Origin of the sequence: Xanthomonas sp. WHRI 1810A (assembly GCF_040202885.1) — a bacterium.
Taxonomy (GTDB): domain Bacteria; phylum Pseudomonadota; class Gammaproteobacteria; order Pseudomonadales; family Pseudomonadaceae; genus Aquipseudomonas.
This window is the reverse complement of record NZ_JBEGED010000006.1, coordinates 268,569-290,263: the sequence shown is the minus strand read 5'-3', so window position 1 is coordinate 290,263 and position 21,695 is coordinate 268,569. Positions and strand designations below refer to the sequence as shown.

Sequence of the window (21,695 nt, the reverse complement as noted above, 5' to 3'; positions counted from 1 at the left end):
ATGGTGGGTCGTGTGGGATTCGAACCTACGACCAATTGGTTAAAAGCCAACTGCTCTACCAACTGAGCTAACGACCCAAAATAGTGGTCGGGGTAAGGGGATTCGAACTCCTGACATCCTGCTCCCAAAGCAGGCGCGCTACCGGACTGCGCTATACCCCGACATGGCTACATACTGGAAATTGGCTCCGTGACCAGGACTCGAACCTGGGACCCAATGATTAACAGTCATTTGCTCTACCGACTGAGCTATCACGGAACGACTCAATTTCAGATGTAACTTACAACGCTTCAAACACCACAGCTTCAGTACCTCCATGCAAAACAACGTCTTGCACTTACTCCCTGAATCTACTGCATTTTCAGCCTCGTTGACCTGTTTGCATCGCTGCGTTCACGTCTCTGAGGCGCGCTATTCTACATTTCCAGAAACAGCTGTCAACCCTCCAAAATGCTTTTAAGACAATGATTTGCGATTTTCCATTGATCACTCGTCGGGCGCGGCAAGTAGGGTTCGTGCGCAAAGCGTGGTCGAAAAAAAGGGCCTCCGCGTGGGAGACCCTGTTGCCCTCTCTATATAAGCAGCGAGCGAATCAGCTGAAGACGATCTCGTCACCCACCACACGACCGGTGATACTGGTGCCGGGCATGAACCCGCCAGACAGAATCAACGTCGCCAACGGGTTTTCGATCCAGCGCTGAATCCCGCGCTTCAAAGGCCGCGCGCCGTACACCGGGTCGTAACCGACGGCAATCAGCTTGTCCATGGCTTCAGGCGACAGCTCCAGCGCCAGATCGCGTTCGGCCAGACGCTTACGCAGGCGACCCAGCTGGATGTCCGCGATACCGGCAATCTGGTCGCGGGCCAACGGCTCAAACACCACCACTTCGTCGATCCGGTTTACGAACTCGGGACGGAAGTGCGAGCTGACCGCATCCATCACGGCCGCACGCTGCGCTTCACGATCACCTTCCAGCTCCTGAATCCGTGCCGAGCCCAGGTTGGAGGTCATGACGATCACCGTATTGCGGAAATCCACCGTGCGGCCGTGGCTGTCGGTCAGACGACCGTCCTCAAGCACCTGCAGCAGCACGTTGAACACGTCCGGGTGAGCTTTCTCGACCTCGTCCAGCAGGATCACCGAATACGGCTTGCGACGTACCGCCTCAGTCAGGTAACCGCCCTCTTCGTAGCCCACGTAGCCCGGTGGCGCTCCGATCAGCCGCGCCACGGAGTGTTTCTCCATGAACTCCGACATATCGATCCGCACCATCGCTTCTTCAGTGTCGAACAGAAACTCGGCCAGCGCCTTGCACAGCTCGGTCTTGCCGACGCCGGTCGGGCCCAGGAACATGAACGAACCGCTCGGACGATTGGGGTCGGACAGCCCGGCACGGGAGCGACGCACCGCATTCGCCACCGCAACCACCGCCTCGTTCTGCCCGATCACGCGTTGATGCAACAGGCTTTCCATCTTCATCAGCTTGTCGCGCTCGCCTTCGAGCATCTTCGACACAGGGATGCCGGTCCACTTGGAAACCACCTCGGCGATTTCCTCTTCAGTCACCTTGCTGCGTAGCAACTGATTTTCAGGCTTGCCGTGCTGGTCAACCATCTGCAGGCTGCGTTCCAGATCGGGGATAATCCCGTACTGCAATTCAGCCATGCGATTGAGGTCACCCTTGCGACGCGCCGCCTCCAGCTCCTGACGTGACTGCTCGATCTTTTGCTGGATCTGCGCGGACCCTGTGACTTCGGCTTTTTCCGAGGTCCAGATTTCTTCGAGATCCGCGTACTCGCGCTCCAGCCGGCCAATTTCTTCCTGCAGCTTTTCAAGGCGCTTGATCGCGGCTTCGTCGTCTTCTTTTTTCAGCGCCTGGGCTTCGACTTTCAACTGAATGAGACGACGCTCGAGACGGTCGAGGACTTCAGGCTTGGAGTCGATTTCCATGCGGATACGGCTGGCAGCCTCATCGATCAGGTCGATGGCCTTGTCCGGCAACTGTCGATCAGTGATGTAGCGATGGCTGAGCTTGGCCGCCGCAATAATCGCACCGTCGGTAATCGCCACCTTGTGGTGGACCTCATAACGCTCTTTCAGGCCGCGCAAGATGGCGATGGTGTCTTCTTCACTCGGTTCTTCCACCAGCACCTTCTGAAAGCGTCGCTCAAGGGCCGCGTCTTTCTCGATGTACTGGCGGTATTCGTTGAGCGTGGTGGCGCCGACGCAGTGCAGCTCACCGCGCGCCAACGCAGGCTTGAGCATGTTGCCTGCATCCATCGAGCCTTCGGCCTTGCCGGCGCCGACCATGGTATGCAGCTCGTCGATGAACAGGATGATCTGGCCTTCCTGCTTGGACAGCTCGTTGAGCAAGCCCTTGAGGCGCTCTTCGAACTCGCCACGGAACTTGGCGCCCGCAATCAGCGCGCCCATGTCCAGGGACAACAGGCGCTTGCCTTTCAAGCCATCCGGTACTTCGCCATTGATGATGCGCTGGGCCAGACCTTCGGCGATGGCGGTTTTACCGACGCCAGGCTCACCGATCAGCACCGGGTTGTTTTTAGTCCGGCGTTGCAGCACTTGAATCGTGCGGCGGATTTCGTCATCACGACCGATCACCGGATCCAGCTTGCCCTCTTCAGCGCGCTTGGTCAGGTCTACGGTGTACTTGTCCAGCGCCTGGCGCGACTCTTCGACATTGGCGTCGTTGACCGCGCCCCCGCCACGCAGGTTGATAATCGCGTTCTCAAGGGCTTTTTTGCTGACGCCCTGACCCAGCAGCAATTTGCCGAGCTTGCTGTTCTCGTCCATGGCAGCCAGCAGCACCAGTTCGCTGGAGATGAACTGATCGCTTTTTTGCTGGGCCAGACGATCGGCCTGATTGAGCAGACGCGCCAGGTCCTGCGACATGTTGACGTCGCCGGTCGGGTTCTGGATTTTCGGCAGTTGGTCGAGCTCTTTGCTCAACTCCTTGCGCAGGCTGTTGACGTCAAAGCCCACTTGCAACAGCAACGGCTTGATCGAGCCGCCTTGCTGTTCAAGCAGCGCCTGCATCAAGTGCGCAGGTTCGATGGCCGGGTGGTCAAGGCCCACTGCCAGGGATTGGGCGTCTGATAACGCCAACTGTAATTTGCTGGTTAAACGATCGATACGCATTAGTCACCTTCCTATATAGCCAGGCCGGAGCAATGAACACACCTGATGAAGAAAACCTGGCAGATGGTCCGTAAGATGCGGGCGATTGCACAGGATTCAAGCGGCGAATGATTGATCTGGGTCAACGATAGCTGCTGGGGAGAGTTTTGTGACGGTGATTGCCTGTAGGAGCGCGCTTGCCCGCGATTTGCGGTGCGCTGTCCAACACATTCGTCACAGACAGAAAGCAATCGCGGGCAAGCGCGCTCCTACAGGGGGAATGCGTATCAGCCTTCGATCCAGACCAGCGAGGCGAAGCGACCGGTGCGGGCGCTGCGGCGGTAGGAGTAGAAGCGTGGGTCGTTATAGGTGGACAGGCCGCCGCCGTACACCGCCGTGATGCCGTACGCAGCCAGGCGCAGGCGCGCCAGCTGATAGATGTCGGCCATGAACTTGCCGCCATTGACGCTGGGCACAAAGGCTTCGGCAGTTTCAGGATGCGTGCTGATAAAGGCTTCACGCACTTCCGGCCCGACTTCGAACGCGTCCGGCCCGATGGCGGGGCCAAGCCAGGCCATGATGTCAGCCGGGTCGTCGGAAAAGCTGCGCGCCGCCGCTTCCAGCACACCGGCCGCCAGCCCGCGCCAGCCTGCATGGGCAGCAGCGACTTGGGTGCCGGACCGATTGCAGAACAACACCGGCAGGCAATCGGCGGTCATGATCGTGCAGGCAACGCCCGGCGTGGAGGTCCAACTGGCGTCGGCTTCAATCACCTTGGCAGGCGTAGCTTCGACAACCTTCACACCGTGAACCTGACGCAACCAGGCAGGCTCGATACCCAGCCGTGAGGTCAGCACCAGACGGTTGCTGGCCACCGCCTGAAAATCATCGTCGACGTGATCGCCCAGGTTCAAACCGTCGAACGGCGCCAGACTCACGCCGCCCGCTCGCGTGGTGACACAGGACTTGATGCCCGCTGGCGCAGGCCAGTCAGGTATCAGCCAGTCACTCACGGGTTGATTCATCCAACGAATGCCTCACGGTCCTGCTTGAGCAGCGACAGCAACCAGACGAAATCGTCCGGCAGCGGCGATTCCCAACCCATTCGCTTACCGGTCGTCGGGTGATCCAGCTCAAGGAAACGAGCATGCAATGCCTGACGGGGGAAGTGCTTGAGGGATTCGACCATGGTCACGCTGGCCGCAGGCGGAATGCGGAAGCGACCGCCGTAGGCAGGATCACCCACGAGCGGGAAGTTGATGTGCGACATGTGCACGCGAATCTGGTGAGTGCGGCCGGTTTCGAGCTTGACCCGCACGTGCGTGTGGGAGCGGAAACGCTCGAGCACGCGGTAGTGACTGACCGCAGGCTTGCCGCCTTCCATCACCGCCATGCGCTGGCGTTGCTGGCCGTGGCGACCGATGGGAGCATCGATCTTGCCGCCTGCGGTCACGACGCCGATCACGATGCATTCATAGATACGGCTGACGCTGCGGTTCTGCAGCTGTAGGACCAGTTGCGTCTGCGCCTGAATGGTCTTGGCCACCACCATCAACCCGGTGGTGTCCTTGTCCAGCCGATGCACGATGCCGGCACGCGGGACATTGATGATGTCCGGCACATGGTGCAGCAACGCGTTGAGCAGTGTGCCGTCAACATGGCCCGCCGCCGGGTGCACCACCAGACCGGGAGGTTTGTTGATGACCAGGATCTGGTCGTCTTCATAGACGATGTCCAGTTCGATGTCCTGGGCGATCCACTCGCCCTGGGCTTCCTGTTCGGCGACCAAAGCCAGCACAGCCCCGCCGTGCACGATGTCGCGGGGGCGAAGAACGCCTCCGTCCACGGTCAGGCGGCCATCTTTGATCCAGGCGGAAAGGCGCGAGCGTGAGTGCTCAGCGAAGAGTTGGGCGGCGACTTGGTCGAGGCGTTGACCGCCCAAATCGGACGGCACCTCTGCGCGGAGTTCTATGATCTCAGACATGCTCAAACTAGGAGGTGGCACTGGCCTTTGGTTTCGGCTGTGCGCTTGTGGTTAAATACGGCGTCTTTTGTCCCGGGGGTTCCACGGGGCGCCCATCATAACAGGACGGTCCTGCGCAAGACAGCAGGCCGTTATAGGGACGCAAGCCGCCATGCAAGTGAAACACCTGCTGCTGATCGCCATCCTCGCACTCACCGCTGCCTGTTCGTCGAAGAAAGAAGTCGTCGACGAAAACCTCAGCGAAGTCGAGCTGTACCAGCAGGCGCAGGCCGATCTGGACAACAACAGCTATAACAGCGCCACCGAGAAGCTCAAGGCGCTGGAATCACGCTATCCGTTCGGTCGTTACGCGGATCAAGCTCAACTGGAGCTGATCTACGCCAACTACAAAAATGGCGAGCCTGAAGCGGCCAAGTCGGCTGCCGAGCGGTTTATCCGCCTGCACCCACAACACCCGAACGTCGATTACGCCTATTACCTCAAGGGCCTGACCTCGTTTGACCAGGACGTCGGCCTGCTGGCGCGCTTCCTGCCGCTGGACCAGACCAAACGCGACCCCGGCGCTGCGCGTGACTCCTACAACGAGTTCGCCCAACTGACCAGCCGCTACCCCAACAGCCGTTATTCCCCTGACGCCAAGCAGCGCATGATTTACCTGCGCAACCTGCTGGCGGCCTACGAGATTCACGTGGCCGACTACTACCTGACCCGTCAGGCGTATGTCGCGGCTGCCAACCGTGGTCGCTATGTCGTTGAAAACTTCCAGGAGACGCCGGCAGTGGGCGACGGCCTGGCCGTGATGGTCGAAGCCTACCAGCGCATGCACCTGGACGATCTGGCCGACACCAGCCTTGAAGTCCTGAAAACCAACTACCCAGAGCATCCACAACTGGTTGACGGCAAGTTCGAGCCACGGGAATCGGAAGCGGACAACCGTTCGTGGCTGTCCAAGGCGACCCTAGGCCTGATCGAAAGCCGTCCGCCGCTGCCGCCCGGCCAGACCCGCGCCAACCAGGACGTGATCAAGCAGTACGAAGATGCCAAGGAAGCCATCCCTGCCGACCTGCTGCCGGAAAACCAGGCAGAGCTTGACGAGCAGGAACACGAAGCGGAAGGCAACAGCGACCGTTCGTGGTTCAGCTACGCGACATTTGGTGTGTTTGACTGAGCAAGCTGCCGGTCGTACCGCTGACAAGGGGCCCTTCGGGGCCTCTTTTTTTATGCCCGGACACTTTATTACCGCGCGCATCACTGTGCGGCTGACGGCGCCTTGGCTACACTGCGAAATCTTCACTCACTAAGCTGGTAATCATGATTCGCTTGATTATGTGGATCGCCTTGATCATGGCGGCCATCTGGTTCTTCAAACGCCTCTTCCGAGGCCCTGTTTCACGTCCCAAGGCGCAACCACCGGAAATCGCCGCAGTGCCGATGGTCCGTTGCGCGCAATGCGGTGTGCATCTGCCGCAAGACCGCGCCGTGAGTGCCGGACAGCAATGGTATTGCAGCGAGCCGCACCGGCTTCAGGGCCCCGCGACACGTGACCGCTGACACCTTTTCCCTCACCACTCCCCAGGCTCAGCGCATTCTTCGGCTGTACCACCTGTATCGACTGACCATCGGCGTGATGCTGGTATTGCTGATCTCCAGCAGCCTGGACGCCGAACTGCTGGAACTGGCCGATATCGACCTGTTCCGCACCGGATGCTGGGTGTATCTGGTGTTCAACATCCTGATAGTGGTGTTTCTGGAACGCGCCACCACTCAGGGCCAGCTGTTCTTCCTCGCCCTGAGCGATGCGTTCATGCTGTCGGCGCTGTTCTATGCCGGCGGTGGTGCACCCAGCGGCATTGGCAACCTGATCATTGCCTCGGTGGCGATCAGCAATGTGCTGTTGCGTAAGCGCACCGGGCTTTTGATTGCGGCCATCTCGGCAATCGGCATCATTTACCTGACCTTTTACATCAGCTACGACAAGCCGGCGGCCGCTAACCACTACGTGCAGGCAGGGTCGCTTGGTGCGTTGTGCTTTGCGGCCGCGTTGCTGGTCCAGGCGCTGGTTCGACGCCAACAGGTCAGTGAAGACATTGCCGAACAGCGCGCGGCCGACGTGAACGATCTGGAGCAGCTCAACGCGTTGATCCTGCAACGCATGCGCACCGGCATTCTGGTGCTGGACGCCCGGCGACAAGTCCTGCTGGCCAATCAGAGCGCGCTCACGTTGCTGGGCCAGGAAGCACTGCTGGGCAAAACCATCGATGACTATTCGCTGGAACTGGTGGACCGACTGCGCCAATGGCTGATCAACCCGACGCTGGCGCCGCGCAGCATTTCGACGTCCGCCAGCGGTCCGGTACTGCGCGCAGGTTTCATTGCCCTGAATCGTGACAGTCAACGACACACGCTGATTTTCCTCGAAGACATTTCGCAAATTTCGCAGCAGGCGCAGCAGTTGAAACTGGCCGCGCTTGGCCGGTTGACCGCGGGGATCGCGCATGAAATCCGCAATCCGCTGGGCGCCATTAGTCACGCCGCCCAGCTGTTGGGGGAATCGGAGGAACTGGACGCCGCCGACCGGCGTCTGAGTCAGATCATCCAGGACCAGTCGCGACGGATGAATCTGGTGATCGAGAACGTCCTGCAGCTGTCGCGCCGACGTCAAACCGAACCCCATTTGCTCGACCTCAAGCAGTGGCTTGAACAGTTTGTCGCCGACCTTCGCAACAGCCTGGCGCCCGATCAGACCGTGCACCTTGACGTCGGGCCGGGCATTGTCACCACGCGAATGGACGCTGAGCAACTGCAGCAGGTGCTGGTCAATCTGGTCCAGAACGGTCTGCGCTACAGTGCACAAGCCAACCCCGGCGCTCAGGTCTGGCTCAGGCTGTTTCACAATGCCCTGAGCGAACTGCCAACGCTGGAAGTGCTGGACGATGGCCCCGGCGTTGCTCAGGAGCACCTGATGAAGATTTTCGAGCCGTTCTTCACCACTGAAAGCAACGGCACCGGCCTGGGCCTCTACCTGTCGCGCGAATTGTGCGAAAGCAATCAGGCCAACCTGGATTATTCACCGCGCGAAGGTGGCGGCAGCTGCATGCGGATCACCTTCGCCCATCCGTTCAAATTGAGTTGAACATGAGCCAACGGCAAAAGATCCTGATCGTCGATGATGAGCCGGACATTCGCGAATTGCTGGAGATCACTCTGGGGCGAATGAAGCTCGACACGCGCAGCGCCCGCAACGTCAAGGAAGCCTACGAGTGGCTGGCGCGGGAGCCGTTCGACTTGTGCCTGACCGACATGCGCCTGCCCGATGGCAACGGCCTGGAGCTGGTGCAGCACATCCAGCAACGCCACGCCCAAGTGCCGGTGGCCATGATCACCGCTCATGGCAGCCTCGACACGGCCATTCACGCCCTCAAGGCCGGCGCCTTTGACTTTCTGACCAAGCCTGTCGATCTCGGCCGCCTTCGCGAGCTGGTGAGCAGCGCATTGCGGCTGCGTGTCCCCTCCTCCGGCGAAGGCCGTATCGATAAGCGGTTGCTGGGAGATTCTCCTCCCATGCAAGCCTTGCGCAAACAGGTCGACAAGCTGGCGCGCAGTCAGGCGCCGGTCTACATCAGTGGCGAATCGGGCAGTGGCAAAGAACTTGTCGCGCGCCTGATTCACGAGCAGGGGCCACGCTCGGAGCAGCCGTTTGTACCGGTCAACTGCGGTGCGATTCCGTCAGAGCTGATGGAGAGCGAATTTTTCGGTCACCGCAAAGGCAGCTTCACGGGCGCTCACGAAGACAAGCCTGGTCTGTTCCAGGCAGCGAACAGCGGCACGTTGTTTCTTGATGAAGTGGCGGATCTGCCGCTGACGATGCAGGTCAAGTTGCTGCGCGCGATACAGGAAAAATCCGTTCGCGCCGTCGGCAGTCAACAGGAAGCAGTCGTGGACGTGCGGGTGCTCTGCGCCACCCACAAGGACCTGAGCGCCGAAGTGGCTGCCGGGCGGTTCCGTCAGGATTTGTACTACCGGCTCAATGTCATCGAGTTGCGCGTGCCGTCACTGCGCGAGCGTCGGGAGGACATCGAGGAGCTGGCCAACAATGTGCTGAAACGGCTCTCGGTCAGTAATGCTCAACCCCCTGCCCGCCTGCAGCCCAAGGCCCTTGATGCGCTGAAGAACTACCGTTTCCCCGGCAACGTCCGCGAACTGGAGAACATGCTGGAGCGCGCCTACACGCTGTGCGAAAACGACCAGATCAACGCCGACGACCTGCGCCTGGCCGAGCCCATCAACAACCGCGAAGCCAGCGACCCGAACCTCGCCGACATCAATAACCTGGAAGACTACCTGGAAAGCATCGAACGCAAACTCATCCTTCAGGCGCTCGAAGAAACCCGCTGGAACAGAACGGCGGCGGCGCAGCGGCTGAACCTGTCGTTTCGGTCGATGCGGTATCGGTTGAAGAAGTTGGGGCTTGATTGAGCTATCGCGGCATCGAGTCTTGATAAGTCCTTAATAGGGTCCTATCGTTCCCTTTATGGGACCTTAAGGAGGACGTCATGTCGCTGGGCGATGCACTTTTCACCACGACTCAACAACGGTTATTAGGGTTGCTGTACGGGTCTCCGGACCGTAGCTATTACACCAATGAGATTGTTCGCTGGGCGGGGGTCGGTAAAGGAAGTCTGACTCGGGAGCTGTCGCGCCTGCATGGGGCAGGCATCGTTACCCTCACACCCGTCGGCAACCAGATTCATTACCAAGCCAACAGCGAATGCCCGATTTATCACGAGCTTGTGGCGATCGTTCGCAAAACCTTTGGCATTGCCGACTATATTCGCGCAGAGCTGATGCCACTTGCATCGAGCATTACGTCCGCCTTCATCTATGGCTCGATCGCTAAAGGTAACGCCCACACTTCCAGTGACATTGATCTCATGCTGATTGGCGATGGCCTCAGCTACAGCGAAGTGATGGAGCGTATGATCCTCATCGAAGCGAGGCTTGGGCGGACCATAAATCCCACGCTCTACACGAACATAGACTGGCAAACCAAGCTGGAGGCCGGCAACAGCTTCGTCCAGCGAGTCTCACAACAAGCGAAAATCCAAATCATAGGAAGCGAACCAGGAGAACCCAAGGATGGGCAATCAGGACAACCTCGATAATCTGGTACGTAGCGGCGGACTCAAAGCTGAACCTCCTGATCAAAGGGAGTGCACAAGTCTCGTTGGATCCGCCTGTGATCGTCTGCATGACGCGCGCAATCCGACGCTTTCATTTGCCAGCCGCTTTGACCTTGCCTACAACGCCGCACACGCTCTTGCCTTAGCGGCCCTTAGATTGCGCGGCTACCGCTCCGATCGACGCTACCTGGTTTTCCAGTGTCTTGCTCACACAGCAGGCATCAACAAGATACAGGTGCGAATCTTCGCCCTCTGTCACGAACGCCGAAACCTTGCGGAATACGAAGGCTACATGGATGTAGACGAATCATTGTTGTCAGAACTGATCGTCAATGCCGAACAACTGAAGGATTACCTCGAACGAGCGCTGTAACGCCGACGTCAGATCCGCCCCTCAGGCGCATAAGGCGCTGGATCAATGATGGGCGCTTGCGCCAGCAGCAGATCGGTCAGCAACTGACACGACGCAGGCGCCAGCACCAAGCCGTTTCGGTAATGCCCGCAGTTCAGCCACAGCCCCTGGAAACCCGGCACCGGACCGATGAAGGGAATCCCTTCAGGCGAACCCGGCCGCAGCCCCGCCCAATGCCCCACCACCTGCGCATCCGCCAAGGCCGGAATCAACTCGACGGCCGAGGCCTTGAGGCTTTCCAGCGCAGGCTCGGTTGGGGTCTTGTCGAAGCCTTCGTGCTCCAGCGTGCTGCCAATCAGGATGTGGCCGTCACGACGCGGAATGGCGTAGCGGCCCTTGGCGAGAACCATGCTCGGCAGAAAGTCCGACGCGCACTTGTACAGAATCATCTGGCCCTTGACTGGTTCTACCGGCAGATTCAGGCCAAGCAGCTGCAACAACTCGCCGCTCCAGGCACCCGCCGCCAGGACAACCCGATCACCGAGAATGTCACCGCTGGACGTACTGACGCCGAGCACGGTGTCGCCGTCGCGCACGAAGCCGGTCACAGCAGCGTGCTCGTGAACGGTAACGTTGGGCAGCGCCAGCAAGGCGGCTTCCAGGGATTTGACCAACCGCGGATTGCGCACGTTGGCAATGTCAGCCATGTGGATGGCCCGCTGAAAACCGTCGCCCATTACGGGCACAGCGTTGTACACCGAAGAAATCTCCACCGCGCGCAGCGGCCGATTCTGCGCAGCGGCCCACGCCAGCGCCTCGGCTTCATCGTCCAGGTCCAGCCAGTACAAACCGGTCTTGTGGACCTCCGGGTCAATGCCTGTCGCGGCGAGTAAACGCTGCGACAGCTGCGGGTAGAAATCCTGGGACCAATGCGCCAACGCAGTCACCGCCGGGCTGTAGCGCCAGGGATACAACGGCGAAACAATCCCGCCCCCTGCCCATGACGACTCCTGCCCAACGCTTGAGCGGTCGAGCAACACCACGTCCGCGCCCGCTGTGGCGAGGTTGAAGGCGGTCAGCAGGCCGATGACGCCTGCGCCGATGATGATGATTTTTTGTTGCTTGGACATGAGCGGCTCAATGCAGAAATTGAGGAATCAGCGGCTCCAGCACAATACCGTCGTCGCGTTCCCCGTCACGCTGGGATTACTTCGCTTACCCGTGTTGTCGATGACGAAACTGCCGCATTTGTCACCCACCATGGTGCCAGTCGGGGTGGCGGTAAGCGTGAAGGCCTGAGGATTGCTTCGGTCAGCCGCAATCGTATAAAAAGCGTTACCTGCAGGGATCGCAACGGTCGCTGCCGGCGTGCTTCCCGCCGCAGCGATGTCAGCATACTGCCCGTTTCGCGAGTAAAACCGCTCAAGACTCTGGGTGGTTTCAGACAACAGACCCGCTATCTCCGAACGATGAGTGCGCTTCACGTATTCGGTGTAACTCGGGTAAGCGATAGCCGCAAGGATGCCAATGATTGCTACCACGATCATCAACTCGATGAGGGAGAAGCCTTCTGATTTTTCATGCATGACTCGTCGCCCTTACTGTATTTGTCGCCACATTATTCGTTGATAGGTGTTAGCGGTCCCGCCCTTCTCAAGGATCTTGAGTGGCGCCCCACCGCTGGAGTCCAACAGGTACTTGTTGTCGTTAGCCCCAGAGGTACCGGAAATAATAGAGGCCAACGTAGGAATACCGGTATTGACCGCAAGTCCGCTGACGAGCGTATCGGCGGTTGTAATGTCGTTATCGCCGTTGGTATCAAGCACCTGGTAATTGAGCATCCCGCCTTTGGCAGCATCCAGTTCAAACAGCCGACCTGTACCTGTGCTTTCGCATGGGTCACTGGAGTTGACCGCTGCAGTGGTGAAGATGATACGACCACGACTGGTCTGGGCAGGGTAAATAATACGCTCGCCTAGATAGGGACTGGCCGTCGCGAGCGGCATGTACCAACCCTTTTTGCTCGCCCAGTCGACGTCGTTTGTCGTACTGGTGAAATACGTATTGCCATTGCCGGTGACGCTGCCGGTAATTTGCTGCTGTTGAAGACCGCTTTCGACAATGCCGCCCGCACTGGAATCAGCGTCCCATATCGCATAGAAGTCCTGCTGGGCCGTGGTCTGCTTATCTGCTGTCTCAATGAACTTGCCGGTGCCGAAATACACCAGCTTCCCGTTGAGAGGGTGATCGAGCAGTAAGGGCTGGACTGTAATCGGCTGGTCCGCACCTCTGGGCGCCGTGAACAGCGGCTTGTTGCTGAAGGCGACTTTCCAGGTGTCTGCCGTCGCCCCGCTGAGATCAAACTTCCACAGCCGTCCCTTCAGGTCACCCGCATAGGCCGCCGTCACGACATTCTGCGCATTGACTCGCAACTTCACTGAAGACAATCCGTTATCGCTTTCCCCAGCAGTGGTCGGTAGCGGCGGAATAGGAATTTTCTTGATCAGCTTCCCGGTCTTGATATTGACCACAAACAGTGCGGCTGACCCGCTGAAGCTGCCGTATCCATTACCAAAAACGGCGATCCCCGTACCGTCAGCCATCCGCGCCACGTCAACCTTAGAGTACGCGTAGCCTAGGTCATTGAAATCATTGCCGACCGTGTTGGCGTCCGGCGCCTTGATTTCCCAAAGCGCGCCGATTGTATTGTTGATGGCGTCAACCTGTTGCGCGGCCAGCTGGATGGCATAGAACGCCTTACCGCCCGCGCCTGCGCCGCCCACTGCTACGGTTTGCCAGGTTCCACCCGCATTGAGCTGAGTATCGAAAACACCGACCTGACCGTCGACCGTGAACTTATGCATGCCTTGTCCATAATCCAGGTCCGATACAGTAATCAACGATGAAAGCGCGGTAGACGGCATGTAGGCATACCGCTGAGTGCCGTCTTCGGGATTGATTACATGCATGAAGCCATCGTTGGCGTTAACCAGCAGATTGGAGTTCATGCCCGCTGCCTTCGCTGTCAGATAACTGGTGTAGCTGTTATCTCCCACCAAGTCCGCTGCGGTTTGATTCGAAGGCAGTGCTGGCGCCAGTGGCGAGTTGATGATGTCGCCCAGCAGTCGGGTTCTGGGCCTGAGGCCGTTCTTGGCTGTCCCCTTTGCCCAGTTGATCAGATCTGTTCCTGTAATCCCGTATTGCAGCGCGGTACTGGCAGGGATGGTCTGTGTGAGCGCCGACTGCTGCGCCGCCGAAAAATTCGTGTAGTTCAGCGTTATCGGCGCTGAAGTCGCTGTATTGAACGACTGATAAACCGGCGCGGTAGCCGTAGCCACGATTTTGGTATCCGTCGTCCAGACCGGGGTACTCAGGTTTCCTGAGGCGTCAAGATCGTAAGCCCGGACTGTGCCATGCCAGTCTGTGGGGTCATATAGCGTCTGATAAAAACGAGATCCGGTGGTGAGCGTCGTTGAGTTCGCTGCGCCGCCACCACCCGAACCAGCCTTGGCATTGATATCGCTTAATGCGCCGTTCAACGCGTCCGTCAGGCCTGCGCTGTCATTGGCTTGATAGTACTGACCATGGCCGTAGGAAGCCGAATCGATCAGCATTTGGTTAGAGACGGTAAAACCGACGGTGTATGTGGTCATGTTCTGTTGCACGAAACCGGTGGCATCCCAACTTTTTCCTGCCTGATCAAACGCTGGAGTAGGGGTAGCCTTGCGCATGTCGATGTCGTAGGCGAACTTGGCAATGTCGTCCAGATACAGCGTGTCGCCGTCCGCGTTGGAACCGGTCCTTGGACCGTCGTTATTGATGCCGTCCCAGTTCGGCAGTCGACCTGCTGCATCGGCGTCATCAGACTGCGGAAAAGTGCGGTCCACCGATGGAAGACCGTCAGTAACAACAACGCCGTAGTTCTTTTGGCATCGGTACTGAATCGGGCTCGTGTAATTGACACGACTGGCATAAGCCGAGGACATGCCTCGAAAATAACGGGTAATTTCGTAATAGGTCTGAGCCAGGGGGGTGCCGCCATCCGGATCAAGGGAGGTGATTGCAGCCTGCAGTGCGTCATAGTTAGCCTTGATCGTAATATCTTTCACCTCCCTGACAATTTTATTGCCATTGGAGGGGTTCAGTGAGGCCAATCCAATTCGGATGGCCTGATTATTCAGCACCACACTGGCCGCTACGTCTTTCGCGACGCCCATTCGAAAGGTCAGCGGAATGATACCGGTCGTGTAATCCCTGTAGTTCCCACCCGCGTTCTTTACCAGCCAGGCCAGGTATTTGGCGGTGTAGTACGTATTTCTACCGCCAACAGGGTCCGGCAATTTCAAACAAACAGTGGAGCCGGTGGACACGTTGTAGAACAGGTAGGAGCTGGAGTTATAGCTGTTGTTACAACTGTAGTTATACAAGTTCCCCAGTAACACGTTATCTGCCGTGACATTCTGGCATCCGTACAGATTGCCCTGACAGTTGTAAATCGCCGGCAGTGTCGTATCGGCCGGATTGAAGCTGGATGACCAGATAATGTTATTCATACTGCCGGAGTCATCCACCAACAACATGAGGTTTGGAGGCACTGCTGCTGCGCTCAGCAGGGGAACCTGCGCCGGAGTGAACGCGTAGACCGGAGCACATAAATACAGCGAAACCAGAATGCCGTAGACGTACTTCAATGCTCGACGACTGGCATTAGCAATTGGCATAAATACTCTCCAGCACCGTCTTCGAATTGCCTTTGTTGCCAACGCCGGTCACACGGTAAAGCGTGACGGATGATGCCGATGAACAATTGGGCGGTCTATTAACAGGGGAAGTCGTCGTCCCCAGGTTCTGGATTCCATAAAATCCGTTGGGGACGACAACCCATGTGACACCTGAGTTGCTATTCAAGCCCGCAGCGAGTGTTGTGGACGTTGACTCCGAGGGAGGAGCGCACTTGGTGACCGAGTTACACTTAGTCATCACGAAACCGGTCACCTGAATCGATGACTCACCCAGTCGCAATGCCGCTTCAGCAGTCTGGAAGGAAATATTACGCATCGTCACGCTACCGGCCATTTTTTCCTGCAGCGTTGCGTTCTGCATCGAGGACACTCCAAGCAGTGTCAGCAACAACAGGAATACCAGACTCACGAGCAATACTGCGCCGCGCTGAGGGGAGCCCGAGTGACCCATTGGCAAGGTACCGTTAAACGTCATCATCACATTCAGCCCACTCAAAACCGGTTTCGCAAAGTTGCCACAGCGTTGTAAGTCTGATCGCGGACTTTGTTATCCGGATCGCTCAAGGTCAGGGTCAAGCGCACACTGCGAACGTCGGCAGCATTTGCCATCGTGATCGTGGAGGTGTAACTCATCGGGCTGCCCGAGACGCCGAAAGAAACCGCGAAGGCTTTAACGTTTTTCACAATGGCCGCAGCCGTCCCGCCAGCGGGAGACTGCATGAGCAGATCGGTCCCTGACAGGGAGTAGATGACCTGGCGTAACGGAAAACTCGTCAATGTCGAGGCCGGGGGATTGCCGTTGTACAACTTGGCCGTGGTCTGGCAATCGGAAACGATCGTCCAGGTGGGTACACCACCGGTACTGCCGATATCAGCGGTGACCAACGTCAATACCCTATTAGTGTTGTCCCAAAGGATCGGATTATTCATAGCAGCGGGCTGCGCAATTGCCGGCGCTACAATCGTAGAGTCCAGCTTCAGGCAGCCGTACATGCCGGTCATGCGTATTTCCTGGATCAACTTGCTGAGTATGAAGCGCGCATCTTCTTGCATCCGTGCCGAAGAATTCTGTGTCACATACGTCCCACGTGACGCGACGAATATCTGAATGATCCCGAGAGAAACGATCAACCCCAAGGTCAGCGCGACCATGATTTCTATGAGCCCGAAGCCTTCTGAACGTTTTTTCATTGGGCCGCCACCGGGTTGGTGCCAATGCGCGAACTTAAAACGAAGGTGCGCTGGTTAGTAGCCGCAGTGCCAGTGGCTATCGCGCTGGCGCCAGCGGCGCGGGTGTCATCCCAGGTAATTGTGATGGTCACGACAGGTCGGGCAACGACGATACTGCTATTGGCCCCGGAGGCGGCGGCAAAGTTGGTGACGTTGGTTCTAAAGTCGATAAGGTCCTGGTCTCTCGCGACATTGCTGCTGGTGCCAGTAGGTGCTGCCGCCAGATTGGCGAGATTGTAAGTGGCAAGTACATCAGTAGTGCCATTGGCGGTCGCATTGCCGTCAACATTGGCTCGAATGCGATCCATCATGTCGTAGGCGATAAAACTGGCCTGGCTGCTCATCGTTGAAGCATCGGTGTATTTCAATGCATTGAGCTGAAGGGCAGCCGCTCCAAGAAGGCCTATGGCAAGAATAAGTACCGATATCAACACTTCGATCAACGTCATTCCGGACTGATCACCTCGGTACATGACGCGCATCAGCAACCTCCGCCCAACACAATCCGCCCATTCAGGCAGACGTTGAGGGTTCTGGTATTGCTGCCCAACGCATACGCCATCGAGAACGAAGTACCGGGAGTTGCCAGGCCGCCGAGGTTATTGAATTCAATGTAAGTCACGTTGGGCGCGGTCACGGTTGCTCCCGAGCTCATACCTGCAACGATCCTCAGCGGGACCGAGCTTGAGCTATAAGGCGACAGTACAACTTTGAGGTCCGTATTCCATGCCGCGTTATCTGTCGTCGGGCGTAACTGCACATTAACCCCGCGATTGATTGCCTCGAGCCGCGTGAAATTAAGCGCGCGCTGAAGATCGCTTACTTCGGTATCAGTTTTGGAGTTTCGGATTGCAGAGCTGAAGGTGGGGATCGCGACAGCCGCGAGGATTCCTAGCAAAGACACCGCGACTAACAATTCGACGAGGCTGAAAGCCTTGGACAGATGGCGCATTGAGTGTCTCCTGGACGACTGGACTATAAGGCAACACTCAGCGCCGGCATTCTACGGCAGGATATACGGTTGTTTTGTCTGGATGAGTGCCCTGATCGTGCTCAGTGCAGTTTCGAAAGGGGTCGAAGAATACACAAAAAAGAAAAGAGCGTGGGGGGCGATGACAGTGTCAGCGGGTCATGCAGGCGGCTCTCCACATGGGATGGGAGGGCTCCGGGTTAACAGGAAAAGGGCTTTCTATACATAGTCACCCATCAACTACCCAATTCATTGCCACGAGCTGCATATCTGCAGGCAGCGCCACCTCACCGCCCCCAACATCCCAACACGCTGGCGCCGCCGGATAATCCGTGATTATCCCGCCGCCCAGTATGCTCCAGCACAAACGCGCCGCATTTATCTCCCAGCATCGGCCCGGTGGAAGGCGTCGCGGTCAGGACGAAGGTGGCTTCGGTCCGTTGCGGTTTGATGGCGTAGAACTCGTTGCCCGCGGACACCTGATGATTGCGCGGGGGCGGGCCAGGAAAGTCGCTGTATTGGCCGGTCTTCGAGTAGAACCGTTCCAGCTTGTGCGCCTCGTCGATCAGCAGCGCGGCGATTTCCGAGCGACGGGTTTTCTTCACGTGTTCGGTGTAGTTGGGGTAGCCGATGGCCGCGAGTATGCCGATGACGCCGACGACGATCAGCAGCTCGATCAACGTAAAACCGCTCACGCGCCTGAACGCTGCGCCCTTCTTCAACGCTGCGCCCTTCTTCATTGCCGTTGCCGCCACATGATCCGCTGTTGGTCGGTGTGTACGCTTTCCAGCACGCTGCGCACGCCACCGCGGATGGCGACTGCCGTCACTCGGTACAAGGTCCACGTGGTCGCCCCCTCCACTGGCTGGTTGACCGGATCGTTGGTGCTGGCGAAGTTTTGCAGTCCATACAATCCGCCCTCGGCAGCGACCCAGGTCACGCCCGAGCCAGCGTCGGGACCTGCGCGTGACACCGTCAATGCCTCCGGCGGTGGGGCGCATGTGGCGTCGGTTGTGCAAACCGGGAGTGCGAAACCGGCCGCCTTGAGCTGCGCCTCCCCTGCCCGCAACACGCTTTCGGCCGAATGAAAGGAGGCCTGTCGCCTGTTAAGACTGGCGGCCATCTTTTCCTGCAACGTCGCGTTTTGCAGCGACGACAGGCCGAGCATCGTCAGCAGCAACAGGAACACCAGGCTTGTGATCAACACCGCGCCCTGCTGTGCCCGCGCGTGATGGGCAGAGGTGTGCTTGATCATAGGAGGCGATTGCGCAAGGCAGCGACGACGCTGAAGCTTTGGTCTTTAACCCGGCCGGCGGGATCCGAGAGGGTCAACGTTAGTTGTACGCTGCGGATCAACGCGGGATTGCCGGGGTTCTCCACATAGCGGGCAACCGAAGGGTCAGAGAGTCCGCGCGCGACACCGAACAGCACAGTGAAGGCGCTGACGTTGCTGACTAACGCGCGGTCATTCAGTGTCAGGTCCGACCTGCGGGCGTTGTAGGCATAGACCTGCTGATGAACCGGGAAACTGAAGGCTCCCGAGCCTTTGCTCTGGGAGTAAGCCGTGGCGGCCAACGAGCAATCGGTTCGAACAGTCCAGGCTGGATCGCCCTGCTGCCCGTCCACGCTAGCCGTTATCAACGTCAATCTCTGCGAGTCTGGCTGCCAGCGGATCGGCGCTTTGAACGCAGCGGCAAAATCACCTTTGTCGCTGGCGTCTTCCACCGACGCCAGGCACCCAAACGTGCCGACCATCCGGATGTCCTGCGCCAGTTTGTTAAGCACAAACCGCGCATCCTCCTGCAGGTGGGCCGACGCGGTCTGACTTTGATAAGTGTCTTTGGCGCTCAGGAAGATTTGGATCAACGCCAGTGACAGCAGCAGCCCAAGCGTCAGCGCCACCATCAGTTCGACCAACGCGAAGCCTTCAGAGCGGCACTTCACGGCTTGATGCTCGTATCAGCCGATACCGTGCTGCTCAGCATGAATGTCTCCCGATGACCGTCTTGCCGGGCGCCTCGGGCATCGCTCCAGTCGATCTGGATAGTCACGGCGTTATCCGTGGCGGCAATCCGACCCTCCGCACTTTCACCCATGCGCTTGAGGTTGCTGGCGAAATCAAATAGATCTTGCTGCCGGGGGTCGTCGAGATTTCCCACCGCGGGCGCCTCACCTGAGGAAGCGAGCGAGTAGTTGGCTTGGGGGTTGGCCCGAATTCGCTCAAGCATGTCATGGGCGATGAAACTCGCCTCGGTGGTGCGCAGAGCGCTGTCCGTCAGTTTGAGTGCGTTGAGCTGAACGGCGGCTGCGCCGAGCGCCCCAACTGACAAAATCAACAATGCGACCAACACCTCGATCAACGTCATCCCTGACTGCCCCGCTCCCTGCTTTTGCGTCATCAATGCGCTTCCGACTTCCTGAGTCCCCCTCATTGAAGCCGAGGATCGGAAGATTGCTCACGTCAAAGCTGGCAGGTGTGTAACCGCCGTTTGCCGACATACCGGCTCACACAGCGGGCTCGGGCAACGCCTTGTGCGCAGGCGAAATCGGGTGTTTTCTTGGCGCCCGGGCGCAACGAATGTCAGCGCCGGATGCGCATCAGGGAGGCACGCAGTGAAACAGACAGGGTTCACGCTGATGGAGTTGTTGGTGGTTGTGGTGCTGATCGCGATTGTGGCGAGCATCGCGTTGCCGGCGTTTAGCGCAACGATTGACTCACAGCGCAGGCAAGACGCTGCGCAGCAACTGGCCAGCGGCATACGCATGGCCAGGGCCGAGGCAATCGCGCGCAACGAGGTGGTGATCATGTCACCCGTGGACGGGGACTGGAGCAACGGCTGGCGCACCTTCATCGACGCCAACCGCAACGGGGTCCAGGACGGTGACGAACCTACGCAGGCAGAGCGCCCGGGTTACCGCAATGTGAAGGTGGTGGGTAACAGCAAGGTCCGGGAGTCGATCCCGTTTGACAGTACCGGGGGATCAATCAATGCCGGCACGGGTAATGGCACGTTGTTCATCTGCGAGAAGACCCGGGCCGCCAGCCAGTACCGCGTGATACTGGCGCCCTCTGGACGCGCCCGGATTGCCACCGAGGAAGTGGCAACCGGGTTGTGCAGTCAACGCGTTAAAGCAGCGACTTGACCCGCAGCTCCTTGGGCATGGAGAACGTGATGTTCTCCTCGCGGCCCGCCAGCTCGTCAGCGCCTGTGGCGCCCCAGGCCTGCAACTGTTGAATCACGCCACGCACCAGCACTTCCGGCGCAGAAGCACCCGCCGTGATGCCGATACGGTCGACGCCATCGAACCAGCCACGCTGCATGTCTTCGGCGCCGTCGATCAGGTACGCCGGGGTGGACATGCGTTCGGCCAGCTCGCGCAAGCGGTTGGAGTTGGAGCTGTTCGGGCTGCCGACCACCAACACCACATCACACTCGTCAGCCAGTTGCTTGACCGCGTCCTGCCGGTTCTGGGTGGCGTAGCAGATATCGTCCTTGCGCGGGCCGCCGATACTCGGGAAGCGCGTGCGCAACGCGTCGATCACGCGGCTGGTGTCGTCCATGGACAGCGTCGTCTGCGTCACGAACGCCAGCTTTTCAGGATTGACCACCTGCAATCTGGCAACGTCGTTCTCGTCCTCCACCAAGTAAATCGCGCCGCCGTTGCTGGCGTCGTACTGGCCCATGGTGCCTTCGACTTCCGGGTGGCCTGCGTGGCCGATCAAAATGCATTCACGACCGTCGCGGCTGTAGCGCGCCACTTCGATGTGCACCTTGGTCACCAACGGGCAAGTGGCATCGAACACCTTGAGGCCACGCCCTGCCGCTTCGGTGCGCACGGCCTGAGAAACGCCGTGAGCGCTGAAGATGACAATCACGTCGTCAGGCACTTGCTCGAGCTCTTCGACAAAGATCGCACCACGCGAACGCAGGTCCTCGACCACGAATTTGTTGTGCACCACTTCGTGCCGCACATAAATGGGCGGGCCGAAAACTTCCAGCGCGCGATTGACGATTTCGATCGCACGGTCCACCCCGGCGCAGAAGCCACGTGGGTTGGCGAGCTTGATTTGCATGATGTGCCTCGTCTTTACGCGCAGTG

General features: G+C 58.7%; 22 protein-coding genes and 3 tRNA genes. 7 read left to right on the top strand and 18 right to left on the bottom strand.

From position 1 onward, the window contains the following. Position 1: 1 nt before the first annotated feature. From ABQX22_RS11905 to rluD, 6 genes are all read right to left on the bottom strand, one after another. Positions 2-77 (bottom strand) — tRNA-Lys (locus tag ABQX22_RS11905). Between the two features lie 7 nt (positions 78-84). Next, positions 85-161, bottom strand: a tRNA-Pro gene (locus tag ABQX22_RS11900). A 21-nt stretch (positions 162-182) separates the two neighbouring features. After that, positions 183-258, bottom strand: a tRNA-Asn gene (locus ABQX22_RS11895). A 334-nt stretch (positions 259-592) separates the two neighbouring features. Beyond that, entirely contained in the window at positions 593-3,157 is a 2,565-nt protein-coding gene (clpB, locus tag ABQX22_RS11890; RefSeq protein ID WP_349799667.1) for an ATP-dependent chaperone ClpB, read from the bottom strand. A 266-nt stretch (positions 3,158-3,423) separates the two neighbouring features. Then, complete coding sequence (gene pgeF / locus ABQX22_RS11885) at positions 3,424-4,149, bottom strand: peptidoglycan editing factor PgeF (protein ID WP_349799665.1); 726 nt, start codon at positions 4,147-4,149, stop codon at positions 3,424-3,426. 8 nt (positions 4,150-4,157) lie between these two features. Further along, a complete protein-coding gene (gene rluD, locus ABQX22_RS11880) occupies positions 4,158-5,120 on the bottom strand; it encodes a 23S rRNA pseudouridine(1911/1915/1917) synthase RluD (RefSeq protein ID WP_349799663.1) in 963 nt (320 codons plus the stop codon). 151 nt (positions 5,121-5,271) lie between these two features. Here rluD and ABQX22_RS11875 point away from each other — a divergent pair, with 151 nt between their 5' ends. The 6 genes from ABQX22_RS11875 (at position 5,272) to ABQX22_RS11850 (ending at position 10,673) form a co-directional block, all read left to right on the top strand. Continuing rightward, positions 5,272-6,288, top strand: coding sequence for an outer membrane protein assembly factor BamD (locus tag ABQX22_RS11875; protein ID WP_349799661.1), 1,017 nt, complete (start codon positions 5,272-5,274; stop codon positions 6,286-6,288). Positions 6,289-6,431: 143 nt separating this feature from the next. Next, the gene (locus ABQX22_RS11870; protein WP_349799660.1) at positions 6,432-6,671 is read left to right on the top strand and encodes a PP0621 family protein; all 240 of its coding nucleotides are present in this window, start codon (positions 6,432-6,434) and stop codon (positions 6,669-6,671) included. Further along, a complete protein-coding gene (locus ABQX22_RS11865) occupies positions 6,661-8,253 on the top strand; it encodes a sensor histidine kinase (protein WP_349799658.1) in 1,593 nt (530 codons plus the stop codon). The genes ABQX22_RS11870 and ABQX22_RS11865 overlap by 11 nt, the downstream gene beginning before the upstream one ends. 2 nt (positions 8,254-8,255) lie before the next feature. Then, positions 8,256-9,596, top strand: a complete 1,341-nt coding sequence (locus ABQX22_RS11860) for a sigma-54-dependent transcriptional regulator (RefSeq protein ID WP_349799656.1) — start codon at positions 8,256-8,258, stop codon at positions 9,594-9,596. Between the two features lie 77 nt (positions 9,597-9,673). Then, positions 9,674-10,282, top strand: a complete 609-nt coding sequence (locus ABQX22_RS11855; RefSeq protein WP_349799654.1) for a nucleotidyltransferase domain-containing protein — start codon at positions 9,674-9,676, stop codon at positions 10,280-10,282. Further along, complete coding sequence (locus tag ABQX22_RS11850) at positions 10,257-10,673, top strand: hypothetical protein (protein WP_349799653.1); 417 nt, start codon at positions 10,257-10,259, stop codon at positions 10,671-10,673. The genes ABQX22_RS11855 and ABQX22_RS11850 overlap by 26 nt, the downstream gene beginning before the upstream one ends. 8 nt (positions 10,674-10,681) lie before the next feature. Here ABQX22_RS11850 and thiO read toward each other — a convergent pair whose 3' ends face one another. The 11 genes from thiO to pilV (ABQX22_RS11795) form a co-directional block, all read right to left on the bottom strand. After that, the gene (gene thiO, locus ABQX22_RS11845; protein ID WP_349799651.1) at positions 10,682-11,782 is read right to left on the bottom strand and encodes a glycine oxidase ThiO; all 1,101 of its coding nucleotides are present in this window, start codon (positions 11,780-11,782) and stop codon (positions 10,682-10,684) included. A 27-nt stretch (positions 11,783-11,809) separates the two neighbouring features. Continuing rightward, complete coding sequence (locus ABQX22_RS11840; RefSeq protein WP_349799649.1) at positions 11,810-12,238, bottom strand: type IV pilin protein; 429 nt, start codon at positions 12,236-12,238, stop codon at positions 11,810-11,812. A gap of 12 nt (positions 12,239-12,250) precedes the next feature. Beyond that, positions 12,251-15,373, bottom strand: a complete 3,123-nt coding sequence (locus ABQX22_RS11835; protein WP_349799647.1) for a pilus assembly protein — start codon at positions 15,371-15,373, stop codon at positions 12,251-12,253. After that, positions 15,360-15,845, bottom strand: a complete 486-nt coding sequence (locus tag ABQX22_RS11830; RefSeq protein WP_349799673.1) for a pilus assembly PilX family protein — start codon at positions 15,843-15,845, stop codon at positions 15,360-15,362. The genes ABQX22_RS11835 and ABQX22_RS11830 overlap by 14 nt, the downstream gene beginning before the upstream one ends. A 41-nt stretch (positions 15,846-15,886) precedes the next feature. After that, positions 15,887-16,585, bottom strand: a complete 699-nt coding sequence (locus ABQX22_RS11825) for a PilW family protein (RefSeq protein WP_349799645.1) — start codon at positions 16,583-16,585, stop codon at positions 15,887-15,889. Continuing rightward, positions 16,582-17,106, bottom strand: coding sequence for a type IV pilus modification protein PilV (pilV, locus tag ABQX22_RS11820; RefSeq protein ID WP_349799643.1), 525 nt, complete (start codon positions 17,104-17,106; stop codon positions 16,582-16,584). The genes ABQX22_RS11825 and pilV (ABQX22_RS11820) overlap by 4 nt, the downstream gene beginning before the upstream one ends. Further along, positions 17,106-17,576 (bottom strand): GspH/FimT family pseudopilin, encoded by a 471-nt coding sequence (locus tag ABQX22_RS11815; protein ID WP_349799641.1) that lies wholly within the window; start codon positions 17,574-17,576, stop codon positions 17,106-17,108. The genes pilV (ABQX22_RS11820) and ABQX22_RS11815 overlap by 1 nt, the downstream gene beginning before the upstream one ends. Positions 17,577-17,881: 305 nt before the next feature. Continuing rightward, complete coding sequence (locus ABQX22_RS11810) at positions 17,882-18,334, bottom strand: type IV pilin protein (protein WP_349799640.1); 453 nt, start codon at positions 18,332-18,334, stop codon at positions 17,882-17,884. Next, complete coding sequence (locus ABQX22_RS11805; RefSeq protein ID WP_349799638.1) at positions 18,331-18,849, bottom strand: pilus assembly PilX family protein; 519 nt, start codon at positions 18,847-18,849, stop codon at positions 18,331-18,333. Before ABQX22_RS11805 ends, ABQX22_RS11810 begins: the two co-directional genes overlap by 4 nt. Further along, a complete protein-coding gene (locus tag ABQX22_RS11800; protein WP_349799636.1) occupies positions 18,846-19,538 on the bottom strand; it encodes a PilW family protein in 693 nt (230 codons plus the stop codon). The genes ABQX22_RS11805 and ABQX22_RS11800 overlap by 4 nt, the downstream gene beginning before the upstream one ends. Then, a complete protein-coding gene (pilV, locus tag ABQX22_RS11795; RefSeq protein WP_349799634.1) occupies positions 19,535-19,993 on the bottom strand; it encodes a type IV pilus modification protein PilV in 459 nt (152 codons plus the stop codon). Before pilV (ABQX22_RS11795) ends, ABQX22_RS11800 begins: the two co-directional genes overlap by 4 nt. 214 nt (positions 19,994-20,207) lie before the next feature. On the opposite strand from pilV (ABQX22_RS11795), the gene ABQX22_RS11790 reads away from it, so the two are divergent. Further along, positions 20,208-20,738, top strand: coding sequence for a GspH/FimT family pseudopilin (locus ABQX22_RS11790; protein WP_349799632.1), 531 nt, complete (start codon positions 20,208-20,210; stop codon positions 20,736-20,738). Here the strand turns inward: ABQX22_RS11790 and ispH are convergent. After that, the gene (gene ispH, locus ABQX22_RS11785) at positions 20,722-21,669 is read right to left on the bottom strand and encodes a 4-hydroxy-3-methylbut-2-enyl diphosphate reductase (protein ID WP_349799630.1); all 948 of its coding nucleotides are present in this window, start codon (positions 21,667-21,669) and stop codon (positions 20,722-20,724) included. The genes ABQX22_RS11790 and ispH overlap by 17 nt on opposite strands. Positions 21,670-21,695: the final 26 nt, after the last annotated feature.